At 64.6% G+C, this 16,917-nt stretch carries 16 protein-coding genes; 6 read left to right on the forward strand and 10 right to left on the reverse strand.

The annotated features are described in order from the left end of the window. Window positions 1-119: 119 nt before the first annotated feature. Entirely contained in the window at window positions 120-578 is a 459-nt protein-coding gene (locus tag AC1DSJ_RS13385; RefSeq protein ID WP_175169622.1) for a GNAT family N-acetyltransferase, read from the forward strand. 87 nt (window positions 579-665) lie between these two features. Here the strand turns inward: AC1DSJ_RS13385 and AC1DSJ_RS13390 are convergent, their stop codons facing one another. The 3 genes from AC1DSJ_RS13390 to AC1DSJ_RS13400 all read right to left on the reverse strand — a co-directional run bounded on the left by AC1DSJ_RS13390 (window position 666) and on the right by AC1DSJ_RS13400 (window position 2,771). Next, entirely contained in the window at window positions 666-1,319 is a 654-nt protein-coding gene (locus AC1DSJ_RS13390) for a CoA transferase subunit B (protein ID WP_054423948.1), read from the reverse strand. 12 nt (window positions 1,320-1,331) lie between these two features. Continuing rightward, window positions 1,332-2,030, reverse strand: a complete 699-nt coding sequence (locus AC1DSJ_RS13395; RefSeq protein WP_054423951.1) for a CoA transferase subunit A — start codon at window positions 2,028-2,030, stop codon at window positions 1,332-1,334. Between the two features lie 291 nt (window positions 2,031-2,321). Continuing rightward, entirely contained in the window at window positions 2,322-2,771 is a 450-nt protein-coding gene (locus AC1DSJ_RS13400) for an acyl-CoA thioesterase (protein WP_054423953.1), read from the reverse strand. Between the two features lie 113 nt (window positions 2,772-2,884). Here AC1DSJ_RS13400 and AC1DSJ_RS13405 point away from each other — a divergent pair, with 113 nt between their 5' ends. From AC1DSJ_RS13405 to AC1DSJ_RS13415, 3 genes are all read left to right on the forward strand, one after another. Continuing rightward, window positions 2,885-4,531: an electron transfer flavoprotein-ubiquinone oxidoreductase gene (locus AC1DSJ_RS13405; RefSeq protein WP_476760322.1), complete on the forward strand. Its 1,647-nt coding sequence runs from the start codon at window positions 2,885-2,887 to the stop codon at window positions 4,529-4,531. A gap of 126 nt (window positions 4,532-4,657) precedes the next feature. Continuing rightward, the gene (locus AC1DSJ_RS13410) at window positions 4,658-5,494 is read left to right on the forward strand and encodes an NAD-dependent epimerase/dehydratase family protein (protein ID WP_342067103.1); all 837 of its coding nucleotides are present in this window, start codon (window positions 4,658-4,660) and stop codon (window positions 5,492-5,494) included. A gap of 87 nt (window positions 5,495-5,581) precedes the next feature. Next, window positions 5,582-5,926: an antibiotic biosynthesis monooxygenase family protein gene (locus AC1DSJ_RS13415; RefSeq protein WP_054423959.1), complete on the forward strand. Its 345-nt coding sequence runs from the start codon at window positions 5,582-5,584 to the stop codon at window positions 5,924-5,926. 4 nt (window positions 5,927-5,930) lie between these two features. Here the strand turns inward: AC1DSJ_RS13415 and AC1DSJ_RS13420 are convergent, their stop codons facing one another. Genes AC1DSJ_RS13420 through AC1DSJ_RS13440 form a run of 5 tightly spaced genes read right to left on the reverse strand, consistent with a single transcriptional unit; the run spans window position 5,931 to window position 12,261 of the window. After that, window positions 5,931-7,751, reverse strand: coding sequence for a dipeptide ABC transporter ATP-binding protein (locus AC1DSJ_RS13420; RefSeq protein WP_441370645.1), 1,821 nt, complete (start codon window positions 7,749-7,751; stop codon window positions 5,931-5,933). Beyond that, entirely contained in the window at window positions 7,748-8,584 is an 837-nt protein-coding gene (locus AC1DSJ_RS13425; RefSeq protein WP_441370644.1) for an ABC transporter permease, read from the reverse strand. Before AC1DSJ_RS13425 ends, AC1DSJ_RS13420 begins: the two co-directional genes overlap by 4 nt. Before the next feature lie 8 nt (window positions 8,585-8,592). Further along, on the reverse strand, window positions 8,593-9,537 hold the full coding sequence (locus AC1DSJ_RS13430; RefSeq protein WP_427948787.1) for an ABC transporter permease: 945 nt from the start codon (window positions 9,535-9,537) through the stop codon (window positions 8,593-8,595). 6 nt (window positions 9,538-9,543) lie between these two features. Beyond that, window positions 9,544-11,139: an ABC transporter substrate-binding protein gene (locus AC1DSJ_RS13435; RefSeq protein ID WP_441370643.1), complete on the reverse strand. Its 1,596-nt coding sequence runs from the start codon at window positions 11,137-11,139 to the stop codon at window positions 9,544-9,546. A gap of 21 nt (window positions 11,140-11,160) precedes the next feature. After that, the gene (locus tag AC1DSJ_RS13440) at window positions 11,161-12,261 is read right to left on the reverse strand and encodes a C45 family autoproteolytic acyltransferase/hydolase (protein WP_441370726.1); all 1,101 of its coding nucleotides are present in this window, start codon (window positions 12,259-12,261) and stop codon (window positions 11,161-11,163) included. Window positions 12,262-12,473: 212 nt separating this feature from the next. Between AC1DSJ_RS13440 and AC1DSJ_RS13445 the strand changes: the two genes are divergently transcribed. Beyond that, window positions 12,474-13,355, forward strand: a complete 882-nt coding sequence (locus AC1DSJ_RS13445) for a GntR family transcriptional regulator (protein ID WP_054423972.1) — start codon at window positions 12,474-12,476, stop codon at window positions 13,353-13,355. Between the two features lie 147 nt (window positions 13,356-13,502). Next, window positions 13,503-14,828, forward strand: coding sequence for an omega-aminotransferase AptA (gene aptA, locus AC1DSJ_RS13450; RefSeq protein ID WP_054423973.1), 1,326 nt, complete (start codon window positions 13,503-13,505; stop codon window positions 14,826-14,828). A gap of 15 nt (window positions 14,829-14,843) precedes the next feature. Here aptA and ltaE read toward each other — a convergent pair whose 3' ends face one another. Next, window positions 14,844-15,854: a low-specificity L-threonine aldolase gene (ltaE, locus tag AC1DSJ_RS13455; RefSeq protein ID WP_441370642.1), complete on the reverse strand. Its 1,011-nt coding sequence runs from the start codon at window positions 15,852-15,854 to the stop codon at window positions 14,844-14,846. A 93-nt stretch (window positions 15,855-15,947) separates the two neighbouring features. Then, window positions 15,948-16,835, reverse strand: coding sequence for a DMT family transporter (locus tag AC1DSJ_RS13460; protein ID WP_476760323.1), 888 nt, complete (start codon window positions 16,833-16,835; stop codon window positions 15,948-15,950). Between the last annotated feature and the right edge of the window lie 82 nt (window positions 16,836-16,917).

Below are 16,917 nucleotides of genomic sequence, written 5' to 3' on the forward strand. Positions count from 1 at the left end.
CTTTTCATACTAAGGGTATACCCGTGAATATATGTAACAGTGCATCAAAAGAAACGGGGCCGGTTTGAGGTACGCTATCCGCGCTCCACTTTCACCCCTTGCCGACTTGGATTGACGCAATGCCCGATTGGATCTGTAAGCCCCACCAGGAACTCACCGTGCCCGAGATCTACGCGATCCTTCGGCTGCGTTCGGAAGTGTTTGTCATTGAGCAGAACTGCATCTTCCAGGACATGGATGGCAAGGATCTGATGGGCCAGACGTCGCACTTGATGGCGTGGCAAGACGGCCAGTTGGCGGCTTACTGCCGCATCCTGGACCCGTCGCTGAAAGACGGGCAGATTGAAATCGGCCGCGTGATCACCGCGCCGTGGACGCGCGGCCAGGGCCTGGGCCACGAGCTGATCCGCCACGCCATGGCGGAAGTGCGCCAGCGCTGGCCCGGCCGCGCCATGTACCTGGGCGCGCAAGCCCGCTTGCGCAATTACTACGGCGGCCATGGCTTTGTGCAGGTCACCGAGGAATACATCGAAGATGGCATCCCGCATGTGGGGATGCGGCTGAACGAGACGGCCTAGCGCCCAAAAGAAAACGCCCCTTGCGGGGCGTTTTCATTGGAACTTCGGCAGCGGGTTTACCGGTTTACCGAGTTACGCGTTTACCGGTCACTTAACCGCCGACACGTCCAGCTTCGCAGCCGTCTTGGACTGGATTTCATCCACCGTCACGCCCGGCGCCGTTTCCAGCAGCTTCAGGCCGTTTTCGGTGACTTCCATCACGCCCAGGTCGGTGATGATCAGGTCGACCACGCCCACGCCCGTCAGCGGCAGATTGCATTCGGGCAGCAGTTTGATGTCTTCCGTGCCGTCCTTCTTCTTGGCCACGTGCTCCATCAGGACCACGACACGGCCTACGCCGGCCACCAAGTCCATTGCGCCGCCCATGCCCTTGACCATCTTGCCCGGGATCATCCAGTTGGCCAGATCGCCCTTTTCGGACACCTGCATCGCGCCCAGGATGGCCAGGTTGATCTTGCCGCCGCGGATCATCGCGAACGAGTCGGCGGACGAGAAGATCGACGAGCCCGGCAGCGTCGTCACCGTTTGCTTGCCGGCGTTGATCAGATCAGCATCGACTTCATCATCGGTGGGGAACGGGCCAATGCCCAGCAGGCCGTTTTCGGATTGCAGCCACACCTCAACGCCCTTGGGCACGTGGTTGGCCACCAGGGTCGGCAGGCCGATACCCAGGTTCACATAAAAACCGTCTTGCAGCTCGCGCGCGGCGCGCGCCGCCATTTCATCGCGGGACCATGCCATGTCGTTTTCTCCTTAGGCCGGGCGAGTGGTGCGTTGTTCGATGCGCTTTTCCGGCGTCGTGTTCAGCACGATCCGTTGCACATAGATGCCGGGCAGATGAATCTGGTCGGGGTCCAGGCTGCCGGTGTCAACGATCTCTTCGACTTCGACCACCGTGAACTTGCCAGCCATGGCCACGTTCGGGTTGAAGTTGCGAGCCGTCTTGCGGAACACCAGGTTGCCGCTGCGGTCGGCGATGTGCGCCTTGACGAGCGACACGTCCGGCACCAGCGAACGCTCCATCACGTATTGCTGGCCGTCGAACTCGCGGATTTCCTTGCCGTCGGCCACGATGGTGCCCACACCGGTACGCGTGAAGAACGCGGGAATGCCCGCGCCGCCGGCGCGCAGCTTCTCGGCCAGCGTGCCTTGCGGGGTGAACTCAAGCTCGAGCTCGCCCGACAGGAACTGGCGTTCGAATTCCTTGTTCTCGCCCACGTAGGACGCGATCATCTTGCGGACCTGGCGCGTGTTGAGCAGCTGGCCCAGGCCAAAACCGTCAACACCTGCGTTATTGCTGATGCAAGTCAGGTCCTTCACGCCTGAATCGCGCAGCGCGGCGATCAGGGCTTCGGGAATACCGCAAAGGCCGAAACCGCCCACGGCGATCATCTGACCGTCCTTGACGATGCCTGCCAGCGCCTCCTGGGCGCTTGCAAAAACCTTGTCCATCGCTCCAACTCCTAGTTAAGGTCTAACCGAAGAGAGCCCGCCCCGCCGCTTGCACGGTGTTCCCGCCTGGGGATCAAGAAATTCGGGGAGAGCCCTGTTTTTCCTTGGAGCGCGGCTGCCGGCGTCGGCCCCGGATGGCATCGAAAAACGGCCCGATGTCTCTGGGTGACGGCGCCGAGGGTGGCGCGCCCCTTTATTTCTTTTGTGATTTTGCGCTTGATTTTAACGGCATGACGGGCAATGCGTCGTGGGCTTTTATGGAGGAGCCCGCCCCGCCCGCACGCACCGCCATCAAGCGGCTGCCTGGAACTGCGTGGCCATCTGCGCCAGCACCTCGGGCGGCCACGGGGCGGACGTATTGGCCACGTAGTCCATCCAGACCAGCACATTGCGGCCGCGCGCATAGGGGCCGGCGTCGTCGCCCACCTTCTCCAGCAGCAGCTCGAATTCCGCGCTGGAACGACCGATACGCGTCACCTTGTGCGTCACGCGGACGGTGGCGGGATAGGTCAGCGGACGCAGGAAATCGCACGAGGCATGGGCCAGGATGGCGCCGTTATCGGCGGGCAACTCGAAGCCCGCGTCGTACAGAATCTGCATGCGAGCCTCTTCCATGAGGCGGAAATACAGCGTGTTGTTCAGATGATTCAAGGCGTCAGAGTCGCCCCAACGCAAAGGCAATTCCACTTGATGGGTATCGCCCACCGCCAGAATCCGCGCAGACAGATTGTCCGGGTTCACCAATTACTCCTGAAGGCTAAAAGAAATACGAAGGCGTGCACGGCCTCCGCCTGCAATACAATCGCCGATAATACTTCCAGCCAAATATGGAATACATACGGGGAGCTTTGCAAATGTCTGAACGCGAGTCGATGGAATATGACGTGGTCGTGGTTGGCGGTGGACCCGCCGGCCTGGCCACCGCAATCCGTCTAAAGCAGCTGGCCGCTGAAAAGAATCAGGAAATCGGTGTCTGCGTCCTTGAGAAGGGTGCGGAGCTGGGTGCGCACATCCTGTCTGGCGCCGTGATGGACCCGCTGGCCCTGACCGAGCTTATCCCCGACTGGAAGGAAAAAGGCGCGCCGTTGAACGTGCCCGTCACGCAGGACAAGTTCCTGTTCCTGTCCCAGAACGGCGCACGCGCCACGCCGAACTGGCTGCTGCCCCCCTGTTTCCACAACGAAGGCAACTACATCGTCCGCCTGGGCGACGTCGTCAAGTGGATGGGCGAGCAGGCCGAAGCGCTGGGCGTGGAMATCTTCCCSGGCTTTGCCGCGGTTGAGGTGCTGTACGACGAAAACGGCGCTGTCCGCGGCGTGGCCACCGGCGACATGGGTGTCGCCCGCGACGGCTCGCACACCGACCACTACCAGCCTGGCATGGAGCTGCATGCGCGCTACACCGTCTTCGGCGAAGGCGCGCGCGGCCAGTTGGGCCGCCAGCTGATCGAACGCTTCAAGCTCGACGACGGCCGCGACCCGCAAGCCTACGGCATCGGCATCAAGGAAATGTGGGAAGTCGACCCGGCGCAATCCAAGCCGGGCCTCGTCATCCACACAGCCGGCTGGCCGCTGGATTCCGACACCTACGGCGGTTCGTTCCTGTACCACCTGGACAACAACATCGTGGCCGTCGGCATGATCGTCGGCCTGGACTACGCCAACCCCTGGCTGTCGCCGTTCGACGAATTCCAACGCTACAAGACGCACCCCGCCATCCGCGGCACGTTCGAAGGCGGCAAGCGCATTGCCTACGGCGCGCGCGCCATTACGGCAGGCGGCCTGCTGTCCTTGCCCAAGCTGACGTTCCCGGGCGGCGCGCTGGTTGGCTGCGAAGCCGGCTTCCTGAACGCGTCCCGCATCAAGGGCAGCCACGCCGCCATCAAGTCCGGCAAGCTGGCCGCCGAAGCCGCGTTCGACGCGCTCGTCGCCGACCGCCGCCAGGATGAGCTCACCGCCTACCCGAAGGCCTTCGAAGCCTCGTGGCTGCACGCCGAATTGAACAAGGCGCGCAATTTCAAGCAGTGGTTCAAGAAGGGCCGCACCATCGCCACGGTGATGACCGGCGTTGAGCAACTGCTGCTCAAGGGCAAGATGCCCTGGACGTTGCGCCACAGCAAGCCCGACCACGCCTGTCTGCAACCGGCATCGCAATGCGCCCGCATTGACTACCCGAAGCCAGACGGCAAGCTCACCTTCGACAAGCTCAGCTCGGTGTTCATCTCGAACACCAACCACGAAGAAAACGAGCCTATCCACCTGACCTTGAAAGACCCATCTGTACCGGTGCAGGTCAACCTGGCCAAGTACGGCGGCCCGGAAGCGCGTTACTGCCCCGCTGGCGTGTACGAGTTCATCAAGGACGACCACGGCGCCGACCGCTTGCAGATCAACGCGCAGAACTGCGTGCACTGCAAGACCTGCGACATCAAGGACCCCACGCAGAACATCGTCTGGGTGGCGCCGCAAGGCGGCGAAGGGCCGGTGTACAGCGGCATGTAATCAGGGCTAGGGCGCCCCCGGCTAGGCGCCCCCGGCTAAGCACCCCCGGCCAGGGGCGCCCGGCTAGGGGGGCATCCCCTGCCACAAGGCACCTCTTGGGGTGCCTTTTTTTTCAGGCGGCACATCATGACTGAACGCATATTGCTCATTGGCTGCGGCGATCTTGGCCAGCGCGTGGCCCGGCGTTTCCTGGCGCGCGGCGACCACGTGCACGCGCTGCGGCGCCACCCGCCCGCCGACGACAGCGGCATCCAATGGCTGCAAGGCGACATCACGCGCGCCGACACCCTGCCCACGTTGCCGCAAGGCGTGACGCGGCTGATCCACCTGCCCGCCCCCGGCGGGCGCGACGAGGCCTTGTATCGCGGCGTTTTCATCGACGGCTTGCAGAACGTGCTGAACGCGTTGGATACGTCCGAACTCAAACGCGTGGTGTTCGTGTCATCCAGCGCGGTGTACGGCGAACACCAAGGCGACTGGGTCACCGAAGACACGCCGCCCGCGCCGCAAGGCTTCAACGGCAAGGTGCTGCTTGAAGCGGAAGCCGCGCTGGCCGCGCGCGGCCTGTCGTCCACCGCGCTGCGGCTGGCGGGGCTGTACGGACCAGGCCGGCTGCAATTGATCGAGCGGCTGCGCAGCGGCGCGGCAGGCGCGCCGACACAGCCTGAACATTGGGCCAACCGCATCCACATCGACGACGCGGCCGCCGCCGTGGTGCATCTGGCGCTGTTGCCCAAGGTTGATCCGGTTTACATCGGCTGCGACGACACGCCGCTGCCGCTGCACACGCTCTACGCCGAGCTTGCAGCCATGATCGGCGCACCCGCGCCGCGTATCGCCCCGGCCCCTGCCAATGTGGGCAGCAAGAAGCTCAGCAACGCGCGGCTGCGCGCCAGCGGCTTCACGCTGCAATGGCCAGATTCCCGCCAGGGGTACGCGGCGCTGCTGGCGGACACGGGCTGACACCGGCACAGTTCGGCGTGCATCGAATCGTTGATGGCAAAGGTGGCGAATACTGTCCCGATCTGATTTGCTCAAGGAACCCACCCCATGATCGCCGTGATATTCGAAGTTGAACCCGCCAACGGCAACCCCGATCCCTATCTGCACATTGCCGCCAGTTTGATCGACGAGCTCAAGACCATCGACGGCTTCATCTCAGTGGAACGTTTTCAAAGCCTGAGCACGCCGGGCAAGCTGTTGTCCCTGTCGTTCTGGCGCGATGAAGACGCCGTCAAGCGCTGGCGCTCGCTGGAGTCGCACCGCCGCGCCCAGGAAGCGGGACGCGGCGGCGTGTTCCAGAACTATCGGCTGCGCGTGGCGCAGGTGCTGCGCGACTACGGCATGAACGCCCGCGACGAAGCGCCCGCCGACAGCCGCAGCCGGCACGGTTGATGCGTCAGGCGGCTACCGTTTCGGCCAACGCCACGCTGGCAGCCAGCGCAACGCGATGCGTGGCGCCGGATGCCGCCACCGCCGTCATGGCAGGCGCGGCCACGTCCGCGTTGTGGGACGGATCAAAGTAGTCCGCATCGGCGCGGCGCGCGCCAGCAGGCAGGTCGCGCACTTCCACACGGAATCCTTCCGCCGCATTGCCGCGCAATTCGGGCACGGCCTGCAACAGCCGGCGCGTGTACGGATGCGTCGGATGATCGAACACTTCGTCGCGCGATCCTTCCTCGACGATATGCCCGCGCAACATAACGACCACGCGGTCGGCGATCTGCTCAACCACGCCCAGGTCGTGCGAGATCAGCAGGCAGGCAAAGCCATAGGAACGCTGCAAAGACATCAGCGTTTCCAGCACCTGCTTCTGCACGGTCACGTCCAGCGCCGACACGGGTTCATCCGCGATGATCACTTCCGGCCGCATCACCAGCGCCCGCGCAATCGCAACGCGCTGGCGTTGCCCGCCCGACAGCTCATGCGCATAGCGCTCGGCATAGCCGTCGCCCAGCCCCACATCGCGCAACGCCTGATCCACGCGCTGTTTCCGGGCATCTGGCGTGATGCCCGCCTCCAGCCGCAGCCCCTCGCCCACCAGCGCGCCGATGGTCATGCGCGGATCGAGCGACGAGTACGGGTCCTGGAACACCATCTGGATGCGGCGGCGCGCCGTGCGCCAGATGCTGCCCTCGCCGCCAGGCGGCAACGCTTGGCCATCCAGCGCAATACGCCCCTGCGCCTGCGGCACCAGACCCAGAATCGACATCATGACAGTGGTCTTGCCGCTGCCCGATTCGCCAACAATGGCCAGCGTTTCGCCCGGGGCCACCTGAAAGCTCGCCTGATGCACGGCGCGCACGGTGCGCTTGCGGCGCCAGCCGCCACGCACGGCGTAGTCGATCGCCAAGCGCTCCACTTGCAGAATCGGCGCAGCGGTTACGGGCGCACGCGCCGGGCCGCGCTTGGGCAACGCATCCAGCAGGCTCAAGGTGTACGGGTCCGCCGGACGCGACAGCACTTGCGACACCTCGCCCATTTCCACCGCGCGGCCCCGGCACATCACCAGCACGCGCTGCGTGTAAGCGGCCACCAGCGCCAGGTTGTGGCTGATGAAGATCAGCGCCGTGCCTTGCTCGCGCGTCAGCTCGACCATCAGGTCCAGTACTTCCTTTTGCACGACGCAATCCAACGCCGTGGTGGGCTCATCGGCAATCAGCAAGCGGGGTTTCAACAGCATCACACCGGCCAGCAGAATGCGCTGCCGCATGCCGCCCGAGAACTCGTGGGGATACCGCTTCATGCAATCGCGCGCATCGCGCACCCGCACGCGTTCAAGCATCTGGATGGCTGCATCCCACGCCGCGCGGCGCGTCATGCCTCGGCGCAAGACCAGCGCTTCGATCAATTGTTCGCCCACGCGAAACGCCGGGTTCAAGGACACCATCGGTTCCTGGAACACCATGCCGATCCCGGTGCCGCGCGTAGCCTGCCAATCGCGCGCGCTTTGCGGCAGCACGTCTTTTCCGTCGAACAATGCCCGGCCGTGGGTGATGCGCGCGGCGTCCGGCAACAAGCCCAACAGCGCCTTGCCGATCAGCGTCTTGCCGCTGCCGGATTCGCCCACGATGGACAACGATTCGCCCGCATGCAGATCGAACGACACGCGGTTGACGACGGGCGCGGCGTCGCGCTTGCCGGGAAAGCGGATTTCAAGATCGCGGACGGCCAGCAGGGGCTCGGTGGTCGCGCCAGGGTTCAAGCCACGAGCGTTCATACCATCACCCCCCGCATGCGGGGGTCCAGCCGGTCGCGCACGGCATCGCCCAGCAAGTTGATGCCCAGCAAGCTCAACGAAATCATCGCGCCGGGAAACAGCGCCAGCCAGATCGCCTGGTCCATGGCGTTGCGGCTTTCGGACAGCATGCCGCCCCAAGTGGCCAGCGGCGGCGGCACGCCCAGGCCCAGAAAGGACAGCGCGCTTTCCGCCAGCAGCGCCGAGCCGAAAATCGACGTCGCAAAAATCAGCAAAGGCGCCACGCAGTTGGGCAGAACGTGGCGAAACACCGTCCACAAGCCGCTATGCCCCGTGGCTCGCGACGCGATGACGAAGTCGCGCTGCCGCAGTGACAACGCCGCGCCGCGTGCAATGCGCGACACCGACGGCGAATACGCCAGGCCCAGCGCCAGGACGACGCCCCACTTCGACGGGCCGAGCACCGTCATGATGCCCAGCGCCAACAGCAAGCCGGGAAACGCCATCATCGACTCGACCAGCACGCTGATGCCGCGATCCACCCAGCCGCCCGCATAGCCCGCCGCAACGCCAATCGTCGTGCCCAGCACCAGCGCCAGCAACACCGAAAACACGCTGACCGCCACGCTGACACCCGCGCCCGCCATCAGCCGCGACAGCACATCACGGCCGAACTCGTCGGTGCCCAGCCAATACTCTGCCGATGGCGGCGAAAAGCGCGCCAGCAGATCGCCTTCAAGCGGATCGTGCGGCGTGTACACCAGCCCAACCAGCGCCAGCAGCACCACGCCCCCGACCAACACGCCGCCCAGGACGGCGTTGGTGTGTTTGAAACCCGGTTTGATACCCGTCATGACGGTTCCTATTGAAGCTTCACGCGCGGGTCGAACAGCGGATACAGCAGATCCACCACCAGATTCACCGCCACGTACAACAACGCAATAAACAGCAGGCAGCCCTGCACCACGGGGTAGTCCCGCGCGTAGATGCTTTCCACCAGCAGCCGGCCGATGCCGGGCAAGGTGAACACGGTTTCGATGACCGCCGCGCCCGACAGCAGATGGCCCAGCATCAAGCCGATGACCGTCAGCGTGGGGCCGAAAGAATTCGGCAGCACGTGGCGCAGCATCACGCGCTTCTCAGGCAGGCCCTTGGCGCGCGCATGCGCCACGTATTCCAGCCGCAGCGTCTCGATGGTGCTGGCGCGCATCATCCGCGTGATGGCCGCAATTTCCGTCAACACAATCGCGCATACGGGCAGCACCAGATACTTCAGCGCGCCCAAGCCTCCTTGCGCCAGTGATTCAAAGCCATACACCGGCAGCCAATTCAGCTTTACGCCGAACAGCCAGATCAAGAGGATGCCCACCCAGAAGCTGGGCATGGACACGAACAGAATCGAGGTGGACACGATGGCCGTATCGGCGCGCCGGTTCTGCCGCCACGCCGCGATCATGCCGGCGGGAATGGCCACCAGGCAGGCCAGCAAAGTGGCCGTCAACACCACCTGTGCCGTCACCGCAAAATGCGTCAACACCAGATGCATGACCGGTTCGCGCCGGGCGATCGACATGCCCAGATCCCCCTGGAACGCGTTCGTGACCCAGATCAGGAACTGCTTGGCCACCGGCTGGTCCAGCCCCAGCGCGTGGCGCATTTCGGCCAGCAGCGCGGGGTTGTCGATGTCGCCCAGCATCAGCGACGCCGGGTCTCCGGGAATGGCGCGGATCATCGCGAACACCAGCACCGTCACCACGATGACCGTGGGCACCGCCGCCGCGATGCGCTTCGTTAGATAGCCCAGCACGGCGCCTCAGTTCTTGGTGACGTTGAAAAAACGCGGCTTGCGCAGCGGCCAGCCGGTAAAGCCCTGCAACTGGCTCGACACAACGACATAGCCCGGCTTGTTGTAGTACATCAAAAGCGGCGTATCGCGCAGCATCAGCGTGTGCAGCTTGTCGAACGCCTGCTTGCGCACAGCCGGGTCGGATTCGGCTTCGATGCCTTCCAGAATGGCGGCGGCTTCGGGGCTTTCCCATTGCGCCATGGGCGTCTTCGCCTTGTCGCCGATCACGTCGCGGAACATCAGCGCGGGCTCGGTGCGCGCGGAATAGGCGAACGCCATCAACTGAAATTTGCCTTCGCGAAAATTCGTCACCTGCGTGCCCCACTCCAACATGTCCAGCTCGGTCTTGATGCCGGCCTTGTTCAGCAATTGCTGCGTCACGACCGCCACGCGGTACAGGTACGGGTAGCGCTTATTGGCTTGCAACTTCAACGGTTCGCCGCGGTAGCCGGCGGCCTCCAGCAGGCGCTTGACCTCTTTCAGATTCTTTTCGTAGCCCGCGCGGTCAGCGTCCGAGTAATAGAGGCTTGCCGCCGGCACCAGCGACGGGTTGTAGGCGGCCTGGCCGTTGTTCAACGCGCGGGCGATGGCCGGAAAATCCAGCGCCAGCGCAATCGCGCGGCGCATGTTCGCATCCGACAGCAACGGCGCGCGCGTCTGCATCAGCAGGTTGACGGTGTCCAGCCCTTGCTCGGTGACGATGTTCCAGCGCGGGTCTTTCGCGGGCAGATTGTCTTCGTCGGCGTTGTAGGCATCGACCTGGCCCGCCATCAGCGCCGCCTTCTGCGCGGCCGCGTCGGGAATCACCACGAAGCGCACATTCGCCGATGCCGTCTTCTTGCCGGCCATGCCGCTGGCCGCTTCGCTGCGCGGTGTATAGCCCGCATACGGCGTCAACAGGACGTATTGCTCTTTCTTCCATTCGGCCAGCACGTACGGGCCGGTGCCGACCGGCTTGACCCAGTTGCCGTCGGCGCCCACGCTTTTCGGGCTGAGCACGGGCATCGGGCATTGCACACTGGCCATCTGATCCAGGAACAGCGCGTAGGGCTGATCCAGTTTGAACACGACGGTGGCCGCGTCAGGCGTTTCCACGCCGACGACCTTGGCGCCCTTGGTGCCGTCGTACAGGTTCTTGCAGCTGTACTCGGACTTTGCGCCAGTCAGGTAGTCGTAGCTCCATTTGACGTCGGCCGAGGTCATGGGAGAGCCGTCATGGAACGTCACGCCGGGGCGCAACGTGAAGGTGTAGCTGCGCTTGTCGGCGGACAGCGTCCAGCTGTCGGCCAGCATCGGCGCCACGCTCATGTCGGCACGCAACGCGACCAGCGCTTCAACCACATGCGCCAGCACGTTGTCGGTGGAGGTGTTGCGCGAGCGGCCGCCCGGCACGGACGTCGGCGTGCCCGAGCCTTCCGCATAGCGGATCTCGGGCATGGGGGCCGGGGTTTGCGCTTGGGGTTGCGCTGGGGTTTGGGTCAGCCCCGGCAGGCCCGTGAAGGCGCCGGCCAGGGCTGCGGATAACATCAGCACGCGCTTTACGCGCAAGGCTTGCAGAGTCATGGAATGTCCTTAAAGCGCGGCTCAGAACAGCCGGTACTCAACGAAGTTGCGGCCTTCATAGGGCTTGCGGGCGATCCACATCACGCCACTTTCCGGCTCCATGAGGGTGGTGGCCACCGTGGCCGAAATGCTGTCGAAGCTGGCGGCCTTGGGCGAACGCAGCACGCCATCGGGCGCGGCGAAGTCGTCCGCCAGAATGCGTTTGACGGTGTCCCAGTCAACGCTGCCTTGGGCGCGGGCCAGCATGGCTTGCACGCGCCGCTGGCGGTAGATGGAATCGGGGTTGGCGGCCAGCCCCTTGTCGAACAGCTTGGCGCGCGCGGGCGGGCTCACCCAATGGTTGGCGTGCACCAGCAGGCCGTCTTCGGGCGTGATCCAGAAGATTTCGTCGGGCGCGCACTCCAGGTCCACGGCCTCGCCTTGAGCCTGCGCAAGCATCAGATTGTTGGAGCAGAAGCGGCGCGACGCCCACAGCACTTTCATGGCGTTGCAAATGTTGGTGGATTCCAGCATCTTGCGGCGCACCAGCACCAGCGGCACGTCGGCCGGGCGCTGGTAGTCCTGCTCGCAGGACAGGAAATTGCCCGATAGCGACACGCCCGCGCTGTTGAAGCCGTGGCGCGCCAGGCTGCCTGCTTCGGTGAACATCAGCAGGTCGGGGCCGTCTTCGCGGCGCATGCGCAGCACGATGCCGGTGTCGACGCATTCTTCACGCCAGTCCCAGTTATGCGCGTGCATCAGCTTGCCGCCCGCCGCGGCTTCGGGCAGCACGACGAGGCCAGTGCAACCATCGTCCAGCCCTTTTCTGGCACGGCCCAGCTCGGCGTGGCCGAACATCATTTCCGTGCGGCAGTTGATCACCACCACGTCTTCCAACGTCTGGCCCGCCCCGTCGGCAATGCCGCGCAGCTCTTCCAGATAGGCGGCGTCGTAGTCCCCCACCACCGGCACCATCGCGGCGGCCAGTTCCTTCAGACGGGCCGCGCTCACGCCACGGCGCTCCAGCTGGCCCCGGTACAAGGCCACGCTGCGCGCCACGCGCTCCGGCACCGCGGCGCCATGCTGGCGGCCACGTTCATAAGGACTGCCCTGGACGTCGACCAGGGGAAACGGGGTAGGCATTGTCACGCTCGCAACACTCCGAGTAAGGCCGGCCAAGCGGCCTGCAAGAAAACGGTCAGAATCGACGGCCAGATTTTGTACTAATATAGATGAAAGTTCAATATTAGGGTTTGCCCAGCCTGACCGAAAAAGAGCGGTATCCACTACGGTTCCCAAGTGCGGGTCTCAAGTAACATTCTTCCTTTGCTGCCCACGCCACCTCCCCACGCGCCATGTCCACCGCCGCCCCTGCTCGCCCCACGCCGCTGCAAGTCGACCTGGCTCGCCATATTGCGGAAGACATCGTGGCGCGGCGGCACCAGCCGGGCGACCACCTGTCTGAAGAAACCCTGGCCGCGGCCTATGAGGTATCGCGCACGCCGGTGCGCGGCGCGCTGCGGCTGCTGGCCGCCCAGGGCCTGATCACGCACCGGCCGAACAGCGGCTACACGGTGGCGGAACACGCGGCGGGATCGGCGCCCGCCATCGAAGGCGCAGGCCCGTCGCAAGACGAGCTGACCCGCCGGCTGATCGATGACCGCGCCGCGCGCGAGCTGCCCGAAACCTTTACCGAACGCGATCTGCTCCAACGCTATGACGTGCCGCGCAGCGTGCTCGCCAAAACCTTGCTGCAACTGTCGGCAGATGGGCTGATCGAAAAACGCAAAGGGCACGGATGGCAGTTCGCGCCATCGCTGGAAAGCGCCGAAGCGCTTAGCGAGAGCTACCGTTTCCGCATGACGATTGAATGCGCAGGCCTGCTGGAACCCACGTTCCGCGTAGACAAGGCGGCGCTTGCGCGCATGCGCGCCGCGCACGAAGCCCTGATTCAGCGCGACGATGCCGGCATCTCGGCCACCGAGTTCTTCGGCCTGAATGCGTCGTTCCATGAATTGCTGGCGCGCTTCTCGGGCAACCGCTACATCCTGCAAGCGGTGCAGCAGCAGAACCAATTGCGCCGTCTGGAAGAACACGCGGCGTTCTATCGCGACGCCCGCTTCGTGAACTCCAGCAACGAACACCTGCAAATCATCGAAGCGCTGGAAGCCGGCGACCAGGAATGGGCGGCGCAACTGATGCGGCGCCACCTGAAGACGTCGCTCCAAGCCTCCTGATTCCCCTGCGATTTGACCTGCCCGCCCGCCTGGCCGGGCAGGATGGCGCACGCCTGTATGCAGCGGATGCCTGACTGCCAGTATTGTATTTATAGTTTCTTTAATACAAAATAGCCGAACCTGAACTTACTCCAAAGCAGGATCGTCATGTCTTCAACCCCCACCCTTCCCTCTCATTCCGACGCCTACTGGATGCCGTTCACTGCCAACCGGCGGGTCAAGCGCAATCCGGTTCTGTTTGCCGCCGCCGAAGGCATGCACTACATCCGCCCTGACGGCCGCCGCGTGCTGGATGGCATTGCGGGCCTGTGGTGCGTGAACGCGGGCCATCGGCGCCCGGAGATCGTGGAGGCCATTTCGCGCACGGCGTATGAACTGGATTACGCGCCCTCGTTCCAGATGAGCCACCCGCTGGCCTTCGAACTGGCCGATGCGTTGTGCGAGGAAGCGCCAGCCGGCTTTTCGAACGTCTTCTTTTCCAATTCCGGATCAGAAGCGGTGGACACCGCCCTGAAGATTGCGCTGGGCTATCACCGCGCACGCGGCCAGAGCCAGCGCGTGCGGCTGATCGGGCGCGAACGGTCGTATCACGGCGTGGGCTTCGGCGGCTTGTCGGTGTCGGGTATTGCCGGGCATCGCAAGCCCTTCGGCAATCTGCTGCCTTATGTGGACCACCTGCCGCACACCTATGACCGCCAGCAGATGGCTTACACGCGCGGTCAGCCGGACTGGGGCGCCCACCTGGCCGACACGCTGGAACGCATCGTGGCCCTGCATGACGCATCGACCATCGCCGCCGTCATCGTTGAACCGGTAGCGGGTTCCACGGGCGTCATCGTGCCGCCGCGCGGCTATCTGCAACGGCTGCGCGAAATCTGCGACGCGCACGGCATCCTGCTGATTTTCGATGAAGTGATTTGCGCGTTTGGCCGTATTGACGGCGCCTTCGCGTCGCCGTACTTCGGCGTCACGCCAGACATCATCACCAGCGCCAAGGGTCTGACCAACGGCGCCATTCCGATGGGCGCCACGCTGGTGCGCCAGCACGTGTACGACGCCTTCATGCAAGGGCCGGAAAGCGCCATCGAGCTATCGCACGGCTATACGTATTCGGGCCATCCGGTGGCCTGCGCCGCCGGGCTGGCCACGCTGGAGATCTGCCGCCGCGAAGGCTTGTTCCAACGCAGCCAGGAGTTGTCGCGGTACTGGGAGGACGCGGCGCACAGCCTGAAGGGGCTGCCGCATGTGGTCGACATCCGCAACATCGGCCTGCTGGCCGCCATCGAGCTTGCACCGCTGGAAGGCCAGCCCGGCCAGCGCGCCTATGCCGTGCACAACGCCTGCCTGGAACGCGGCTGCCTGATCCGGTCGGCGGGCGACACCATGCTGCTGTCGCCGCCGCTGATCATCGAGCGCACTCAGATCGACGAGCTGTTCTCGGTGCTGGCGGACGTGTTGCGCGCCAGCGCCTGAAGGGCCGGCCGCCGTTCAGCGAAGGTGCTTCGCCACCGCCTGGATGACCCGCTGCACATCGTCAGCGGACACATCCAGGTGCGTGACCAGGCGCGTCGGGCCGTCATAAACGGCGCGCAACAGGATGTCTTCATTGGCCAGCGCGGCCGTCAAGGCATCACAGCGGGCCGGTTCGAATTGCACGAACAGCATGTTCGTGTCCTGGCTCAGCACCTTGACGCCACGAATGCCGCGCAAGCCCTCGGCCAAGGCACGGGCATTGGCGTGGTCGTCGGCCAGCCGGTCCACGTTGTACTCCAGCGCATACAGGCACGCCGCCGCCAGCACGCCCGACTGGCGCAGGCCACCGCCCAGCATCTTGCGCCAGCGGCGCGCGCGCGAAATCAGCCCCTGGCTGCCCACCAGCACCGAGCCTACCGGGGCGCCCAACCCTTTCGAAAAACAGATGGAGACCGAGTCGAACGGCTCGCACATATCAGCCAAGGGCTTGCCGCTGGCCACGGCCGCGTTGAACACGCGCGCGCCATCCAGGTGCGTGCCCAGGCCCACCGAACGCGCCCAGTCTGTTGCGGCCTGAATGTAGCTGGCCGGAATCAGCTTGCCGTGGAAGGTGTTCTCCAAGGCCAGCAAACGCGTACGGGCGAAGTGCGGGTCACCTTCGGGCTTGACGGCCGCGGCCAACTTTTCCAGCGGCAGCGAGCCGTCTTCCGCGTGTTCGATCGGCTGGGGCTGAATGCTGCCCAACACTGCCGCGCCGCCGCCTTCGTACTTGTAGGTGTGCGCCAGCTGGCCCACCAGGTATTCGTCGCCCCGGTCGCAATGCGCCATCAGCGCCGCCAGATTGCTTTGCGTGCCAGACGGGAAGAACAGGCCGGCCGCCTTGCCGGCACGCTCAGCCACCGCCGACTGCAAGCGGATCACGGTGGGGTCGTCGCCCATCACGTCGTCACCCAACGGGGCGGAAACCATCGCCTGCAACATGGCCGCGGATGGCCGGGTGACAGTGTCGCTACGCAGATCAATCATGGGAAGTCCTTGGGGAAATAGAAGAGGATTCAGAGGCGGAATGCAATGGCGGAATGCAGAGGCGCAATCAGGGTGCAGAATCAGGATGCGAAATCAGGATGAACGCGCGGCAGGCGCGGCACGGCTCACAACAAATATGCCGGCCAGGATCAGCACCATGCCGCCCAGCTCCCCCATCGAGGGGCGTTCGGACAGGACCACCCACGCCAGCAGCATGGCCACAACCGGCACGCCAAGACTCGACAGCCCGGCAATCGACGCGGGCACGCGGCGCACCACCTGCAACCACAGCAGCCAGCCCRCCGCCGTGGCGATCAGCACGATATAGGTCATGCCCGTCCACAGCTGCCAGCCCCACTGCGCCGTTATCTGCGGAACCAGATAGGCCACAGGCACCATGACCAGCCCGCCAAACAACATCTGCCAGGCGGTAAACGTCATCACGTCCGGCGCGTGGCGCTCGAACATGCGCTTGGACAGCACCGTGCCAATACCCCAGCACAAGCCGCTGCCCAGGCCCAAGAGTACGGGCCGGATATCGCCCAGCCCATTCCAGGGTTCCACAAAGCAGACCAGTCCGATGGCGGCCAGGCCGATGCCCAGGCCGTGACGAATCGACGGGCGCTCGCCCAGCAGCCACCATGCAAACAGCACCACCCAGAACGGCATCGTGTACGCCATCAACGACACCTTGCCCACGCCGCCCGACACCAGCGCGGTCTGGACGAAACCCTGAAAGCCCGCTGTCTGCGTCAGGCCGATCAGCAGGGTCAGCTTCCAGGGCGGCATGCCCAGCGGACGCCGGGTGACGATGGCCATCGCGAACAGCACCAGGCTGCCCACCACGTAGCGCAACGCCACGAAGTCGAAGGGGCCGATGTAAGGCACGATCAGTTTCATCGCGATCCAACTGCCCGCCCAGACCACGATGGTGCTGAACATCAGGGCTAGCCCTGCGCGATCGAAACTGCTGCGGCTCACTTCCATGGCTCCGTCTTGTAAGGGGGGAAAAGAAAAGACGCCCGGACCAGCGATTAACCGGTGCGGGCGTCTGACATTATGC

This window comes from Achromobacter sp. 01N37, assembly GCF_056399725.1.